Genomic DNA, 15,344 nt, shown 5'->3' on the forward strand with positions numbered 1-15,344 from the left:
CACAACAATACGGGACGCCCACATGAAGACCCTCAGCCTGTTCGCCATCGGTGCCTTGAGCCTGTTGCCCCCGGGCAGCCAGGCCCTGCCCCTGACCGATGATGTTGCCGTGGAACTGGAACTGACCCTGGCCAGCGACTACCGCACCCGCGGCATTTCCCAGACCCAGAACGACCCCGCCGCGCAGGCCGCCGCGACCCTGCTGCACAGCAGCGGCCTGTACCTGGGCGCCTGGACCTCCAACGTCGATTTCGGCGGCGGCCTGAAGACCCGCCAGGAAGTCGACTACTACGCCGGCTGGCTGTGGCAGGCCAGCGACGCGGTCAGCCTCGACCTGGGCTACCTCAAGTACAGCTACCCCAGGGAAGGGCAATTCAACCAGAGCGAGGTCTACGGGATTTTCAGCGCCTACGGGTTCAGCCTGGCGGCCTATTACTCCAACGATGCGCCGGGCATCGACAGCCAGCAGAGCACCCTGTACCGCTACCTCGGCTACGAAACCGAGCTGCCCCTGGCCTGGGCTTGAAGCTGCGTTACGGCGAGATGGACTTCAAGGACCCGCGGCTGATCTCGGCCTCGGGCCAGGGCGAGGATGCCTACCACGAATGGGAAGCCAGATTGACCCGTGAAGTGGCGGGCGTGGTACTGGGCCTGAGCTATATCGATACCGACCTGTCGAAAAGCCAGTGCACCGGCAATTACGGGTTCAGCGACCTGTGTGGCGCGACCTGGGTCGCCAGTGCCAGGAAGACCTTCTGAATCCCGCGGGCGCTGGTTGGCGTGAACCGATACGAAAAGCAGCGCCCTTTCGACATTTTTTTTACCAATCCCTCTCTATAGTCGGCAGTGCAACTGCTGGCGTCTTCATCACAGGTAGAGGAACGAACTGAAATGGTCTTGGGCAAAGGACTGCGATTCGCGTCACTCACATCGACCCGCCTGGTGCTGCTGTTTTCCCTGGCGCTGGTGCTGCTCTACAACTTCGCCACCTGGCACGCCCTGGGCAACCTGATCAGCCTGCAAGGCCTGCACAAGCTGGCGTTCTTCGCTTCCTTCGGGCTGTTCCTGTGGGCCGCCATCACCCTGCTGCTGACCCTGGTGTCCTTCCGCTGGACCCTCAAGCCAGCGCTGACCCTGGTGGCCCTGACCTCGGCCGCCGCCGCGTATTTCATGAACCAGTACGGCATCACCATCGACACGGTGATGGTGCAGAACGTGTTCGAGACCAACCCGGACGAAGCCGCCGCGCTGTTCAACTTCAAGCTGCTGGGCTACCTGCTGGTGCTGGGCCTGCTGCCGGTGGTGCTGATCTGGCGCACCCCGGTGCGCTACCGGCCGTTCTTTCGCGGCCTGCTGAACAAGCTGCTGGTGATCGCCGGCTGTGTGCTGGTGATCGCGGTCTCGGTCGGCGCCTTCTATTCCACCTACGCGCCGATCTTTCGCGAAGAAGACAAGCTGACCCACTTCATCAACCCGACCAACTACATTTACGCCCTCGGCAAATACGCCAAGCAGAGCCTGGGGATCAAGCAACACCTGGTGATCCAGCCGATCGGCCAGGACGCGACGATGAGCGCCCAGGCCAGCACCCGGGAGAAGAAGTCGCTGATGATCCTGGTGGTCGGCGAGACCGCCCGCGCCGACCATTTCTCCCTCAACGGCTATGCCCGCGACACCAACCCGGAGCTGGCCAAGCTGGACATCCTCAACTTCACCCAGGTGCACTCCTGCGGCACCTCGACTGCGGTCTCGGTGCCGTGCATGTTCTCGATGTTTCCCCGCGAGGACTACAGCGACAAGAAGGGCAAGACCTACGAAGGCCTGCTGGATGTGCTGCAACGGGCCGGCGTGCAGGTGCTGTGGCTGGACAACAACAGCGACTGCAAGGACACCTGCCTGCGGGTGCCGAACCGCGACATTCCCAAGACCCAGCCGAGCCCCTTCTGCGACGGCAAGAACTGCCTGGACGAAGCCCTGCTGGTGGACCTGCAGCAGTACATCGACCGCCTCGGCGACAACGCGATCATCGTCCTGCACGCCGACGGCAGCCACGGCCCGGAGTACTACGAGCGCTACCCGAAGAGCCTGGAGCGCTTCACCCCGATCTGCCACACCAACCAGCTGGGCAGTTGCAGCAGCGAGGAACTGGTGAACGTCTACGACAACACCCTCCTCTACACCGACCACTTCCTGGCCCGGGTCATCGAGTTGCTCGAGCACAACCAGCAACGCTTCGACACCTCGATGCTGTACGTCTCCGACCATGGCGAGTCCCTCGGCGAAAACGGCCTGTACCTGCACGCCGCGCCCTACGCCCTGGCGCCGCAGGCGCAGACCCATGTGCCGATGCTGATGTGGTTCGGCCAGCAGGCCCTGAATGACCTGGGCATCCAGCGCGACTGCCTGCAAGGCAAGAGCGGCGAGCCGGACCTGAGCCACGACAACCTGTTCCACTCGGTGCTCGGGCTGTTCGAGGTCAAGACCAGCCTGTACCAACCGCAGCTGGACATCTTCCATTCGTGCCGGCCGAACATGACCGCGGCGCACTAGCGCCGCTGGATAGCGCTTGGCTTCTGTAGGAGCGAACGGGCGGCGATCCGACTTGCTCGCGAAGGCTGCGACGCGGGGTATCTGATACACCGCGTTATCGTTCATCGCGAGCAAGCTGCGCTCCTACAGAAGAAGATCGTGCACGTTCCGTAGGGTCTAACCGCGCTTGAGGATCAGGTCCATGACCCGGTCGGTTTTCATCGCCTCGGCGGCCAGCGCCGGGTGCTGCGCTTCGCCACGGATATGGGCGTTCATGCCCAGCACGTGATGCCACTGGATATGTTCGGGGTTGTCGATGAACAGGCTCAGCTGTTCATCGGCGTCCAAGTGCAGCGGATGCTCGTCGAAGACCGAGAAAGCGATACGCCCCTGGCTGCCGATGATCTCCACCCGGTCCACCCGACGGTCCGCGACGAAGTTCCAGGCCCCCGTGCCCAAGGCGCCGCAGGCGAAGCGCCAGCTGGCGCTCACCGCGTCCTCGGCGCTGTACAGCCCGGCCTGCCGGGCGGTGAAACCGGCGACCTCGGTGATGTCCCCCAGCAGGTACTGGAACAGGTCCAGGCCGTGGCTCGCCAGGTCGGCGAAGTAACCGCCGCCGGCAATCTGGGGGTCGGTACGCCAATTGCGGCCGCCATTGCGATCGGCCTCGGACGGCGCCTTGGTCAGGGTCCAGTTCAGGTGGCGGACCTCACCGATGCGCCCGTCCCGCAGCCATTGCCGCACCTGCTGGAAGCGCGGCAGGGAACGGCGGTAATAGGACACGAACAGGTGCAAGCCGGCCCGCTGGAAAACCTGCTGCATCTCCAGGCTTTGCGCGGCGTTCAACGCCATCGGCTTTTCCACGCAGCAGTGCTTGCCGGCGGCGGCCACCCGCAAGCTGTAGGCGTGGTGACTGTCGGGCGGCGTGGCGATGTACACCGCGTCCACCTCGGGGTCGTCGATCAGCGCCTGGGCATCGGTGTAGAAACGCGCGATGCCGTGGCGCGCCGCATAGTCCCGCACCGCTTCCAGGCGCCGGCCCATCACCGCCACCAGGGCCGAACCCGGTGCCTTGTAGAAGGCCGGGCCGCTCTTGCGCTCGGTGACGCTGCCACAACCGATCATGCCCCAGCGCACAGGCGGCATGCCCTCTCCTGCGGTGCCCATGGGCCGGTCAGACCGCTTGCAGGGCGCGCAGGTCGAGGCGGCCGTCCAGCAGCGGCGGGCACCAGTAGTAGCCGCCGGTGATCGGCCGGCTCATGCGGTACAGGCCGTCGACGATGCCGTCTTCCAGGCCGCTCATGCGTCGCAGCTGGACTTCGAAGGCCTGGAGGCTGTGGCCGAAGGCGAGGAACATCAGGCCGCCCTTGTCGCCTTCGATCCATGGCATCGAACGGCGCACCATAAAGGCCTCGGGGGTGAAGCTCTCCTGGGCGGTGCGCTTGACGTGGGCCGAGGCCGGCGCGTCGTCCAGCTCTTCGTTGTCGCTCAGGCGGCGGCCGATGATGTTGTCGCGCTCCTCCTGATGCATCGCGGCAAAGCCCTTGAAGTCGTGCTGCCATTGCTGGATCGCGGCGAAGCTGCCACCGCGCAGGCCGTCGCTGCCATCGGCCAGGGCCGCGGAAACTGCCTCTTCATCGTGGGGGTTTTCGGTGCCGTCCTCGTAACCGGTCAGGTCGTGGCCGGTCTTGTGGCGGAAGGTTTCGTTCATCTGCACCAGGCGCAGCGCCGGGGCCAGGGCGGCCGCCAGGGCGTTGCCGCGGTGCAGCAGCTCGCCGCGGTCTTCGCCATGCAGCCAGACCCACAGCGCATGCTGGGTCGAAGGGTTGTCGACGCCGACGCCGGTCAGCGCCGGGAAGGCCTTGAGCCCCTGCACGCGGGCGCCCAGCGCCTTGACCAGCGACGCGCCAAACCCTGCTACCGCCGTTTTCCCATCCACCAGCGTCAGCAGACGATCGATCGCCGCCGGCAGCGCCTCGATGGATTCGAGGGCGAAAAACAGGTGACGAGCCTGGCTCGGAACGGGGGTGGCAAGAATGCCCGGCTGGTAGTAACTCATAGCGACTCCTTGAAGAAAGCCCGGAGTTTACCCGGAGCACCACAATTTGTGGGGGTTTAGACACCCATGAAGTGATGCGGTGAATGGCCACGCCCCTGCCCTACGTCTGACCGCCCTCCTCCCGATAGGCACTGGGGCTGAGGCCGGTCCAGCGCTTGAACGCCCGGCGAAAACTGCGCACGTCGCTGTAGCCCACCGCCTCGGTGATGCGCTCGATGGACAGCTGCGGGTTGGCCAACAGGCTCAGGGTGCGCGCCCGGCGCACCTGCTCCAGCAACGCGTCGAAGGTCAGGTCGTGCTCGCTCAGGCGCCGGCGCAGGGTGCGCCCGCTCATGTTCAGGTCGCTGGCGACCTGGTCGATATGGCTGCCCTGGGTCAGGTCGCGGGAAATGGCCCGCTCCACCGCCTGGATCAGGTCCAGCTTGCGGTGCACCTGGGCGCTTTCCAGTTCCAGCAGCTTGAGCGCCTGGCGCAGGGCCACGGCGTGGTGGTTGGGCAGACGCGTATCAAGCCATTCGCCAGCGATGACCATGCGGTTGTGCAGGCAGCCGAAGTGCACGTCCGGCCCCAGCAGGCGCTGGTACTCATCCTGGTAGGCCGGGGCGGCGTGCATGAACTCGACCCGCAGCGCCTTGAAATCGGCGCCGACCAGGGCGCGGCCATAGACCGGCAGGCTGGCGAAGAACTCTTCGACGGCAAAGATCTGCACCTCGCTGTAGGGCAGCCGGCATTCGGCCTCGACGAAAAACTCGTCGCCCTGCTGCCGCACCGTGCAGCTGACGATGCCGCCCGAGGTGTGCTGGTGGCGGATGCCGATGTCGAAGGCATCGCGCAGGGTCTTGCACAGCGACAGCACATGCCCCAGCAGGCCCAGGGTGCCGAGCACGTTCTGGTGCCCGACCCACAGGCCCAGGCCCTGCCGGGGCAAGGCCTTGAGCGCGCGCTGGATCATCGCCACGGCCTGGCGGTAGGAGATGCGTTGCGCAGGGTCCTGCAGGTCGTCGAGGGTGAAGCCCAGGCCGCGGCACAGGGCGTGCGGATCGACGCCGTGGCTGCCGGCGACTTCGGCCAGGGTCTGCAACAAGAAGGGTGAAACCAGGGCCAGTTGGTACTGTGGATCGACGGCTTTCGTCTGCATGGGCATCGGGTCCCGAGCCGGTTCGGCTGCAATGCTTATTCTGGTTATGCGCCCCGCTCCCATCACCGCCAGGGCGAGGCGAGCGCCCGCTCAGCATAGCGTTTTCCGCTCGCGTTCACGGAAGGATGTAACAAGTCATTGCAGGCTGGCCGCGAAAGTCCCCCTCAGTGGCCGCCAATACCCTGCCTGCCCGGGCGTCGAAGGCTTATTCCTATGGGGCGGCCGGAAACCGGCCCACTGCGCGCCCACTGACAATAATAAGAGCCCGAACATGAATTCGACCCGCCCCCCTCTCCCCCGGCGCCTCGCCGCCAGCCTGGCCTGCCTCGCCGCCCTGCCCGCCCTGGCCCCGGCCAGCGAATCCGGGGTCGACAATATCGGCCCCGGCACCGACGGTTTTTTCATCCTGCCGCTGGATGTCAACGGCCTGCCGGACCACATGTTCGCCTTCAACCTGTATTACAACCACTACGAAGCGCGGAAGCTGAATATCAGTTCCCTGGGCGGCAAGGTGCCGGACGTGCGGATCGTCTCCGACGCGATCATTCCCCGCCTCGACTACCTGAGCCCGCTGCGGGTATTCGGCGGGCGCCTCGGCGGCTACGTGGCGCAGCCCTATCTGCGCCAGCAGGTGGGGGTCTTCGGCCTCAAGGACCAGCGCGAAAGCATGGGCGACACCACCATCGCGCCGATCATCCTGTGGGACCTGGGCAAGAACCTGACCCTGGGCGCCGCCGTGGAAATCACCATTCCCACCGGCAAGTACGACGCGACGCGCCTGGCCAACACCAGCAACAACTTCTACACCTACAAGCCGCTGGTTTCGGTGACCTGGCTGCCGACCCCGCGCACCGAGCTGTCGCTGAAGACCACCTACAGCTTCAACGAGGAAAACCACGCCACCGACTACAAGTCCGGGCAGATTTTCCACTTCGACTATTCCACCAGCTACAAGGTGACCGATAACCTGAGCCTGGGGCTCAACGGCTACTACCTGAAGCAGACCAGCGACGACAAACAGTACGGCCGCACCGTGCAGTTTCTCGGCGAGGACGTGGACGACGGCGTGCGCGGCCAGGTGTTCGCCATCGGCCCGGCGCTGTACCTGACCTTCCTCAAGTACGCCAGCGCGGAGATCCGCTGGGCCAAGGAGTTCGACGTGGAGAACCGGCCCGAGGGCGAGATGCTGTGGGCCAAGCTGACGATTCCGTTCTCTTTGTAATGTAGGAGCGCAGCTTGCGCGCGATGAACGATAACGCGGTGGTTCAGACATTCCGCGTCACGGTCATCGCGGGCAAGTCGGATCGCCGCCCGCTCGCTCCTACAGAAGCAGAACGCGCACGCCGTAGGAGCGAGGCTTGCCCGCGAAAGGCCTCGAGGACAGCGCAAAAACCTAGCTGTAGACCGGCCAGCGCTCGACGATCCGCCCACCGCGCACCGCCAGCAGGTCGCCGAATTGCAGCAGCAGCGCTTCGCTCTGCATTGGCCGCAGGAACACCTGGTCGTCCGGTCCCAGGCCCACGGCGGGCGAGCCGTTGACCATCTCCTGGTTGGAACTGCGGCCGAACAGACCGTTGCTTTGCAGCCCCGCCGGCGACTCGAACTCGGCCTGCCAGTTGCCGCCGTAGATGAAGAATGTCTCGCGCTGGTTCGGGTCCCACCAGGCCAACAGCTTCGACTTGTCGTCCAGCGCCGGGATGCGCACCGGGCCAGTGTTTTTCAGCACCGGGGTGGCGATGTAGGCCGCGGGCCGATGTTCGCTGAGGGATGGCAGGTCGTAATGGGTCGGCTTGAGCATCGCCGTGCCCACCGACACCTCGCTGCTCAACTGTTCCCGCTCATGCATGCGGTAGCTGGGGCTGCCGGCGGTATTGAGGGTCAGCCCCGGCTGCCAGAGCGCCGGATGGCGTTGCCGGGTGAAGTCCACGGCGCTCTGGTAGCGCTGCATGACCTTGGCGAACAGCGCTTCGGGCGAGCCGAGAATGCCCGGCACGCCCATGCCGACAAAGGGGTCGTAGCCCATGAAACCGGCGAACTCCAGGTGCTGGGGGTTGGCCGCGATCAGGGTCAGCAGTGGCCCCAGGCCGCTGCTGTCCTTCACCCCACCGCGGTGCAGGCCGACGTCCAGCTCGATATTGATCCGCAGCCGGGTGCCCAGGCCGCGGGCCAGGGCCAGGTATTGCTGCAAACGTTCCGGGGTATCGATCAGCCATTGCAACTGCCGGCTCGGGTCGAACCGGCCTTTGTGGCCCTGGTAGAACAGCTCGGCCGAACGCACCGGCAGCGGCTTGCCCAGCAGGATATCGGCCTCGGGAAAACGCAGGGCATCGTGATTGAGGAATGGCTGGTGGAACGACATCAGGCGCTGGGTACCGGCACGCTGGCCGATGTACGCCAGCAGCCCCGGCGACGGCAGGGATTTCTCCACCAGCCGCAGCTGCTTGCCGCCGCGCTTGACCGACTGCAGCACCACATCGATGTTGTGGTCCAGGCGATCGAGGTCGATCAGCAGCACCGGGCGCATCGGGCCGTGGGCCTTGAGTTCCTGGTTCAGCGCGCGGAAATAGTCGCTGTAGGGCCCGCCCCGGTCGGCGGGCCGCAGCCAGGCGCCCACCCCCGCCAACAAGGCGCCGACACCCGCGGTACCGAGCAGGAAGTTGCGTCGATTCATGCTTTTTATCTCCCTTCAGACCACGCCCAGGATGGACGACAGGTGTGCATTGAGGAACTTGCCGCCGGGGTCCAGCGCTTCGCGAACCCGGGTGAATTCCCGCCAGCGCGGGTACAACGCCTGCAACTGCCGGGCGTTGAGGCTGTGCAACTTGCCCCAGTGCGGGCGGCCGGCGTACTTCCAGAAGATCGGTTCGATGGCGGCGAAGAAGTTGTGGTGGTCCATGGCGTAGTGCTGGTGCACCGAGATCGAACAGCTGTCGCGGCCCTCGAACATGCTCAGGGCAATGTCGTCGGCCTGGACATAGCGGTACTCGATGGGAAACCAGGTGCGCAGGTCCTTGTCGCGGATCAGCTTGAGGATTTCCCGCAGGCAGGCCGGGCCGTGCTCGGCCGGCACCGAGTATTCCATTTCGTTGAAGCGCACGTTGCGCACGTTGGCGTAGACCTCGTAGGAGTCGCCGACCCGGTCGTCGAAACGGGCGAAATGCCGCAGGCTGTTGAGCAGGGTGCGGCGGGTTTCGGGAAAGTCGCTGAGGTATTTATCGAGGTTCTCGATCAGGCTGACGAACTCGTTGCCGCCCTCTTGTGCCGGGTCCACGGGCGGGGTCGCCGGGTCTTCGGTTTCATTCAGGGCGATCGACAGTGCGTAGTCGGAATGGGTGACCACCAGCATTTCCCAGTGCTGGTTCTCGCGGGTGTTTTTCGCCAGGTCTTCGAGCAGTTCCTCGGTCTTGGCGATCCACTGTTTTTCCTGCAGGCGATAGGCCGGGCGATTCTGCAGACGCACCCGGGTGGCCACGCCCAACGCACCGAGGGAGACCCGCGCGGTGTTGAAGATTTCGGCGTTACGGCGGCTGTCGCAGTCCAGCACCTCGCCGCTGGCGGTCACCAGTTGCAGGCCGCACACCTGGGCCGAATAGGACTTGAAGCCGACGCCGGTGCCGTGGGTCGAGGTGGCGATGGCCCCGGCCAGGGTCTGGTAGTCGATGTCGGCCATGTTCGGCAGGGCCTGGCCGATCGCCTTGAGCGGCGCGCCCATGCGCGACATCGGCGTGCCGGCGGCGAACTCGGCCTGCAAGGTGGCGGCATCGTGGCTGAGCAGGCCGCTGAAAAAACTCAGCGACAGCAGCGTGCCGTCGGTGGGCACCAGGGCGCTGAAGGAATGCCCCGAACCCACCGGGCGGATCTTGCCCGGGGTCTGGCGAATCACCTGCACCAGCTCGTCCAGGTCCTTGGGCGCCAGCCGCGCCAGGGGCAGGCAGCTTTGCGCGCCGGACCAGTTGCGCCAGGGAATCAGCCGGGGCGCCCGCGCCAGCTCGGCCAGCAGCGGGTTGCTGGCCAGCGCGCTGAAGGTCCCGGCCACTGCAGCGCGTTGCAACAGCTGACGTCGTGTGAGGGGCATGCTCATGCCAGTGTCCTTGTGCCGGATTATTGGAGGTCTTGTGCGGACATGAAGCGGATCAGGCCGAGGAACTGCTCCTCGGAACACTGCATGCACAGGCCCATCGGCGGCATGCCGTTATAGCCGTTGATGCTGTGGTCCAGCAGAGTGTCGGCGCCCTGGACGATGCGCGGGCGCCAGGCCTGGATATCGCCGGTCAGCGGCGCGCCGGACGCCGGGTTGGCGTGGCAGAGCTTGCAGCTGCTGTCATAGATCCGCGCCAGCGCCGGATCGTCAGGCAGCTGTTGCAGGGTGGCCGCCGATGGCGGCGCGGGCTTGTCGCCGCAGGCCACCAGTAGCCCGCCCAGTGCCAGCCACAGGGCGACGCGCCCCAGGCGATACAGCGTGACGACGGATGAAAACCGCAGCGAGGCAGTCGGTGCCGGCATGGTGTTCCTCTCGGGTGACGGTCGGGATCGACCCAGAGCCAACACTAAGGCAGGCGCGGCCACGGCCTGAGGGCATTGCGGGCCAGCGAGGGGGGCATCTGCGGCCAGGCCTGTGAGCGCGATGCGTTGACTGAATCGCCGCTATGCGGCTATCGCGCGCAAGCTGCGCTCCTACAGAAGCAGATGCGCTCTACCCAACCTGATCCGCCAATTGTTCAGCGCCGGTTGAAACAAAGGCTGTTTTTCCAAGGGAAAAAACGGCTACTCTTGGCCCAAAGAACCACACCTTCACACCTCTGCTGCACGACTTTCCGCCATTTTGGCTCAGCTTTTTGCTAAAGACCCGAGACACCAGGGCGTATACCCGTAGAACCAAACTCCTGGAGACCTGTCTCGCCCGTCAGCGCCGGCGCGCTCCAGCCCGCCGGTGCATTGCCCATTGCCATTACGGAATAGAGTCATGACCACAGCCCATCTGTTGAACACGCTGTTTCCCGTCGCCGCCGACATCCCCGCGCAGTACCGCCTGGACGGCCAGGTCGAGCAACGCGAGTACCTGGTCGACGGTCAGTTGCAGACCTGGAACGGACCCCTGGCCCTGGTGCGCAGCCCGGTGTACCTGGCCACCGCCCATGGCGACGAACAAGTGATTCTCGGCAGCACCCCGCTGCTCGACGCCGATACCGCGCTGACCGCCCTCGACGCCGCCGTGCGCGCCTACGACCGTGGCCAGGGCGCGTGGCCGACGATGCGCGTGGCCGAGCGCATCCAGCACGTCGAAACCTTCCTCGGGCGCATGCGCGAACAGCGCTCGGCGGTGGTCAAGCTGCTGATGTGGGAAATCGGCAAGAACCTCAAGGACTCGGAAAAAGAGTTCGACCGCACCTGCGACTACATCGTCGACACCATCAACGCCCTCAAGGAACTCGACCGCCGTTCCAGCCGCTTCGAGCTGGAACAGGACACCCTCGGCCAGATCCGCCGCGTGCCCCTGGGCGTGGCCCTGTGCATGGGCCCGTACAACTACCCGCTGAACGAAACCTTCACCACCCTGATCCCGGCGCTGATCATGGGCAACACCGTGGTGTTCAAGCCGGCCAAGTTCGGCGTGCTGCTGATCCGCCCGCTGCTGGAAGCCTTCCGCGACAGCTTCCCGGCCGGGGTGATCAACGTGATCTACGGCAGCGGCCGGGAAACCGTCAGCGCGCTGATGGCCAGCGGCAAGATCGATATCTTCGCCTTCATCGGCACCAACAAGGCCGCCAGCGACCTGAAGAAACTGCACCCCAAGCCGCACCGCCTGCGCGCCGCCCTGGGCCTGGACGCGAAAAACCCCGGCATCGTGCTGCCGCAAGTGGACCTGGATAACGCGGTCAACGAGGCGGTCACCGGCTCGCTGTCGTTCAACGGCCAGCGCTGCACCGCGCTGAAGATCCTCTTCGTCCACGAAACCGTGGTCGATGCCTTTATCGAGAAATTCAACGCCAAGCTGCTCAGCCTCAAACCCGGCATGCCGTGGGAACCGGGGGTGGCGCTGACGCCGCTGCCGGAGTCGGGCAAGGTCGATTACCTGCATGCCCTAGTGGCCGACGCCATCGACAAGGGCGCCAAAGTGGTCAACCCCGGCGGCGGCGAAACGCGGGCGTCGTTCTTCTACCCGGCGGTGCTGTACCCGGTGAACAGCCAGATGCGCGTGTACCAGGAAGAGCAGTTCGGGCCGGTGGTGCCGATCGTGCCGTATCGCGACCTGGAAACGGTGATCGACTATGTCCTGGAATCGGACTTCGGCCAGCAGCTGAGTATCTTCGGCACCGAGCCGGCACAAGTCGGGCATCTGGTGGACACCTTCGCCAACCAGGTCGGGCGGATCAACCTCAACGCCCAGTGCCAGCGCGGCCCGGACACCTACCCGTTCAACGGGCGCAAGAACTCCGCCGAAGGTACGTTGTCGGTGCATGACGCGTTGCGCACCTTCTCGATCCGCACCCTGGTGGCCACCAAGTTCCAGGAGAGCAACAAGGAGCTGATCAGCGACATCATCCGTAACCGCGAGTCGAGCTTCCTGACCACCGATTACATTTTCTAGAAACGGAGAACTTCCCCTGGGCCAGACCTTCCGCCTGCCACCGCTGTTGCGCCGCTTCCTGCTCCCGGTACTGGACCCGTATCGGCGCTACCGCTACGCCAAGCTGATCCATGCGGTACGCGTGGCCCTGGGGTTGCTGGCCACCATCGCGCTGACCACCGGCCTCAATCTGCCCCACGGCGAATGGGCGTCGGTGACCATGCTGGTGGTGATCGGCGGCTTGCAGCACCACGGCAACATTGGCAAGAAGGCTGCGGAACGGGCCATCGGCACCTTGATCGGCGCGGGCGTCGGCCTGGTGCTGGTGGTGCAGCAGGCTTACCTGGGCCTGTCCTGGCTGACCTACCTGGGGATGTCGGTGGTGTGCGGGTATTTCTCCTATCACGCTATCGGCAAGGGCGGCTACACCGCGCTGCTGGCGGCGATCACCGTGTTCATCGTCGCCGGCCACGGCGACAACCACGTCAGCGATGGCCTGTGGCGCACCGTGGATATCCTCATCGGTATCGCCCTGGCCCTGGCGTTCTCCTTCGCCATTCCGCTGTATGCGGTCTACTCCTGGCGCTACAACCTGGCCAGCGCCTTGCGCGACTGCGCCACCCTTTACGGACGCATCATCGGCGGCCAGTCGGTGACCGACGACGAACACCTGAAGTTGCTCGGGCGCCTCAACAGCACCTTGCTGCAACTGCGCTCGCTGATGCCCTCGGTGTCCAAGGAAGTGCGGATCTCCATGACCGAACTGGACGCCATCCAGCGCAACCTGCGCATGTGCTTCAGCACCCTGGAAATCCTCGGCAATACCCGGCCGGACCTCAGTGCCCCACAGGCCCGCGAACAGTTGCAACAGCTCATGAAGCATGAGCACCGGCAGGTGCGCATACAGCTGGTGGGCATGGCCCGCGCCCTGCAATCCGGCGCCACCAGACGCCTGGGGCGGCCCCTGGATGGCCCGGCCTCCTCGCCCCTCGACACCTCGGTCTACAGCGCGCTGGACGGCTACCGCCTGCTGACCCGGCAACTGGTGGCCACCCTCGACGAGATGCGCCAGCGCCTGGCGAAAAGCGCGGAGCACTGGAAGATCTGAGTGCGCCACGCCTGCCGCCAGACCGCGCCGGCTAGAACAACTCGCTGAACGGAATGAAGCGCGCCGGCTCGCCGGCCCGCAAGGTGCTGCCCTCAAGGATTTCCACCAGCCCATCGGCCCATGAAGCGCCCAGCAACACACCGGAACTCTGGTTCGGATAAAGCACGGCGCGGCCCTCCTCCAGCCTGGCCCGCAGGTATTCGCGGCGGCCTCCCGCTTTCGGCCAGTCGAAACCGACGCTGACCGGGAAGCTCAAGGGCATGACCTCTTCGACGCCCTGGATGCGCAACAGATACGGCCGGGCCAGCAGGCCAAAGGTCACCAGGGCCGAGGTCGGGTTACCGGGCAGGCCGATCACCGGCACGGTGCCGAAGCGCCCCACGGTCAGCGGCTTGCCGGGTTTTATCGCGAGCTTCCAGAACACCGGGGTGGCGCACTCGCGCAGTACCTGGCCGAGGCAATCGGCGTCGCCGGCGGACACGCCGCCGGTGGTCAGGATCAGGTCCGCGGCGCATTGCAGCTGTTCCAGGCGCAGCCGGGTCTGCTGCGGCTGGTCGGGGAGAATTCCGGCATCGATCACCTCGCAGCCCAGGGCATTCAACCAGTGGCTGAGCAGGGTGCGATTGCTGTTGTAGATGCAGCCGGGGCGCAAGGCGGTGCCCGGCTCGGCCAGTTCATCGCCCGTCGACAGCAACGCCACCCGCGGCCGCCGCACCAGCGGCAGATGGGTACAGCCCTGGGCCGCGGCGATGGCCAGTTCGAAAGGCCCCAGGCGTTTGCCGGCGCGCAGCAGCACTTGCCCGGCGCGGTTCTCCTGGCCTTGCGGGCGAATATTCTGACCGGCCTTGAGCGGCTGCTTGAAGCGCACGCGACCGTCGTCAAGCAGCTCGACGTTCTCTTGCATCTCGATGCTGTTGGCGCCCTCGGGCAGCGGCGCGCCGGTGAAGATTCGCGCGCAGGTGCCCGGCCGCAACGGCTCGGGGGCCTGGCCGGCGAAAATGCGTTGCGACACCGCCAGCGGCTGGCCGTCCCAGGCATCGAGGTTCAAGGCATAACCGTCCATGGCGCTGTTCGGCCAGGGCGGCAGATCCAGGGTCGCCACCAGGTCGCTGGCCAGCACCCGTTGCCGCGCCTCGCCCAGCGCCACCGGCTCGCTGTCCTGCAAACGTTGCGCCTCGGCCATGGCCAGCAAGCGGGCGATGGCCTCCTCCACCGGCATCAGCGCTGAGGCGCTCATCCGCGAGTCCCGCAGGCTTGCACCTGCTTGAGGTGCGGCACGAAATTGCACGGCCGGTGGCGGGCGTCCAGTTGCTCGGCGAGGATGCCTTCCCAGGCCGTCCGGCAAGCGCCCGTGGAGCCTGGCAGGCAGCACACCAGGGTGCCGTTGGACAGCCCGGCCAGGGCCCGGCTCTGCACGGTGGAGGTGCCGATATCGAGAATGGAAATCGCCCGGAACAGCTCGCCGAAACCGTCGATCCGCTTGTCCAGCAGGCAGCTCACCGCCTCGGGCGTGCTGTCGCGCCCGGTGAAACCGGTGCCGCCGGTAATCAGCACCACCTGGATAGCTTCATCGGCGATCCACAGGGCGACCTGGGCGCGGATCTTGTACAGGTCATCCTTGAGCAGGTTGCGCTCGCTCAGGGTATGGCCAGCTTCCAGCAGGCGGCTGACGAGCAATTGCCCGGAGGTGTCGGTGGCGTATTCGCGGGTATCGCTGACGGTCAGCACGGCAATATTCAGGGGGACAAACAATGCATCCGATTTCACACTCATGTCTTTCTCCGGCGGGCAGTCATAAAAACCATGGCCAGAGGCTAAAGCGCTGAAACCGTCGGTGTCTAATCACTCTGGCCGACCACTTTATCGAGCCCATCTATCAAGGAATTTTTCCCCCTGACGTGCCGGCCCGCGCCGGTGAAATCCGCGGCCGATAGAGCCTTTT

At 65.5% G+C, this 15,344-nt stretch carries 12 protein-coding genes and 1 pseudogene; 5 read left to right on the top strand and 8 right to left on the bottom strand.

Features of this window, described 5'->3' with window-relative positions; genetic code table 11:
- The first annotated feature begins 22 nt into the window (after positions 1-22).
- A pseudogene (locus tag PMI20_RS21870) lies at positions 23-759 on the top strand (TorF family putative porin).
- 132 nt (positions 760-891) lie between these two features.
- A complete protein-coding gene (locus tag PMI20_RS21875) occupies positions 892-2,550 on the top strand; it encodes a phosphoethanolamine--lipid A transferase (RefSeq protein WP_007929345.1) in 1,659 nt (552 codons plus the stop codon).
- A gap of 156 nt (positions 2,551-2,706) precedes the next feature.
- Here the strand turns inward: PMI20_RS21875 and PMI20_RS21880 are convergent, their stop codons facing one another.
- From PMI20_RS21880 to PMI20_RS21890, 3 genes are all read right to left on the bottom strand, one after another.
- Positions 2,707-3,675: a Gfo/Idh/MocA family protein gene (locus PMI20_RS21880; RefSeq protein ID WP_007929343.1), complete on the bottom strand. Its 969-nt coding sequence runs from the start codon at positions 3,673-3,675 to the stop codon at positions 2,707-2,709.
- Positions 3,676-3,703: 28 nt separating this feature from the next.
- On the bottom strand, positions 3,704-4,588 hold the full coding sequence (locus PMI20_RS21885) for a Dyp-type peroxidase (protein WP_007929341.1): 885 nt from the start codon (positions 4,586-4,588) through the stop codon (positions 3,704-3,706).
- A gap of 100 nt (positions 4,589-4,688) precedes the next feature.
- The gene (locus tag PMI20_RS21890; protein ID WP_007929339.1) at positions 4,689-5,726 is read right to left on the bottom strand and encodes an AraC family transcriptional regulator; all 1,038 of its coding nucleotides are present in this window, start codon (positions 5,724-5,726) and stop codon (positions 4,689-4,691) included.
- A 271-nt stretch (positions 5,727-5,997) separates the two neighbouring features.
- Here PMI20_RS21890 and PMI20_RS21895 point away from each other — a divergent pair, with 271 nt between their 5' ends.
- Positions 5,998-6,948, top strand: a complete 951-nt coding sequence (locus tag PMI20_RS21895; protein WP_007929337.1) for a SphA family protein — start codon at positions 5,998-6,000, stop codon at positions 6,946-6,948.
- A 171-nt stretch (positions 6,949-7,119) separates the two neighbouring features.
- Here the strand turns inward: PMI20_RS21895 and PMI20_RS21900 are convergent, their stop codons facing one another.
- The 3 genes from PMI20_RS21900 to PMI20_RS21910 form a co-directional block, all read right to left on the bottom strand.
- Complete coding sequence (locus PMI20_RS21900; RefSeq protein WP_162136182.1) at positions 7,120-8,328, bottom strand: DSD1 family PLP-dependent enzyme; 1,209 nt, start codon at positions 8,326-8,328, stop codon at positions 7,120-7,122.
- An 84-nt stretch (positions 8,329-8,412) separates the two neighbouring features.
- Positions 8,413-9,741, bottom strand: a complete 1,329-nt coding sequence (locus PMI20_RS21905) for a D-arabinono-1,4-lactone oxidase (protein WP_162136181.1) — start codon at positions 9,739-9,741, stop codon at positions 8,413-8,415.
- 86 nt (positions 9,742-9,827) lie between these two features.
- Positions 9,828-10,229, bottom strand: coding sequence for a c-type cytochrome (locus PMI20_RS21910; RefSeq protein WP_007929334.1), 402 nt, complete (start codon positions 10,227-10,229; stop codon positions 9,828-9,830).
- Between the two features lie 460 nt (positions 10,230-10,689).
- Here PMI20_RS21910 and PMI20_RS21915 point away from each other — a divergent pair, with 460 nt between their 5' ends.
- Positions 10,690-12,315, top strand: a complete 1,626-nt coding sequence (locus tag PMI20_RS21915; protein ID WP_007929333.1) for an NADP-dependent glyceraldehyde-3-phosphate dehydrogenase — start codon at positions 10,690-10,692, stop codon at positions 12,313-12,315.
- Positions 12,316-12,361: 46 nt separating this feature from the next.
- The gene (locus PMI20_RS21920; protein ID WP_007929332.1) at positions 12,362-13,402 is read left to right on the top strand and encodes an FUSC family protein; all 1,041 of its coding nucleotides are present in this window, start codon (positions 12,362-12,364) and stop codon (positions 13,400-13,402) included.
- 31 nt (positions 13,403-13,433) lie between these two features.
- On the opposite strand, the gene PMI20_RS21925 is transcribed toward PMI20_RS21920, so the two are convergent.
- Both PMI20_RS21925 and moaB read right to left on the bottom strand, forming a co-directional pair.
- Entirely contained in the window at positions 13,434-14,639 is a 1,206-nt protein-coding gene (locus PMI20_RS21925) for a molybdopterin molybdotransferase MoeA (protein ID WP_007929330.1), read from the bottom strand.
- Positions 14,636-15,175, bottom strand: coding sequence for a molybdenum cofactor biosynthesis protein B (gene moaB / locus PMI20_RS21930; protein ID WP_007929328.1), 540 nt, complete (start codon positions 15,173-15,175; stop codon positions 14,636-14,638). The genes PMI20_RS21925 and moaB overlap by 4 nt, the downstream gene beginning before the upstream one ends.
- Between the last annotated feature and the right edge of the window lie 169 nt (positions 15,176-15,344).

The organism is Pseudomonas sp. GM17 (genome assembly GCF_000282175.2).
Lineage (GTDB): Bacteria > Pseudomonadota > Gammaproteobacteria > Pseudomonadales > Pseudomonadaceae > Aquipseudomonas > Aquipseudomonas chlororaphis.

What these genes read in the sequence shown, in the direction of transcription:
- PMI20_RS21875 (WP_007929345.1), top strand. Translation starts at nt 892, where the DNA reads ATGGTCTTGGGCAAAGGACTGCGATTCGCGTCACTCACATCGACCCGC.
- PMI20_RS21880 (WP_007929343.1), bottom strand. Translation starts at nt 3,675, where the DNA reads ATGCCGCCTGTGCGCTGGGGCATGATCGGTTGTGGCAGCGTCACCGAG.
- PMI20_RS21885 (WP_007929341.1), bottom strand. Translation starts at nt 4,588, where the DNA reads ATGAGTTACTACCAGCCGGGCATTCTTGCCACCCCCGTTCCGAGCCAG.
- PMI20_RS21890 (WP_007929339.1), bottom strand. Translation starts at nt 5,726, where the DNA reads ATGCAGACGAAAGCCGTCGATCCACAGTACCAACTGGCCCTGGTTTCA.
- PMI20_RS21895 (WP_007929337.1), top strand. Translation starts at nt 5,998, where the DNA reads ATGAATTCGACCCGCCCCCCTCTCCCCCGGCGCCTCGCCGCCAGCCTG.
- PMI20_RS21910 (WP_007929334.1), bottom strand. Translation starts at nt 10,229, where the DNA reads ATGCCGGCACCGACTGCCTCGCTGCGGTTTTCATCCGTCGTCACGCTG.
- PMI20_RS21915 (WP_007929333.1), top strand. Translation starts at nt 10,690, where the DNA reads ATGACCACAGCCCATCTGTTGAACACGCTGTTTCCCGTCGCCGCCGAC.
- PMI20_RS21925 (WP_007929330.1), bottom strand. Translation starts at nt 14,639, where the DNA reads ATGAGCGCCTCAGCGCTGATGCCGGTGGAGGAGGCCATCGCCCGCTTG.
- moaB (WP_007929328.1), bottom strand. Translation starts at nt 15,175, where the DNA reads ATGAGTGTGAAATCGGATGCATTGTTTGTCCCCCTGAATATTGCCGTG.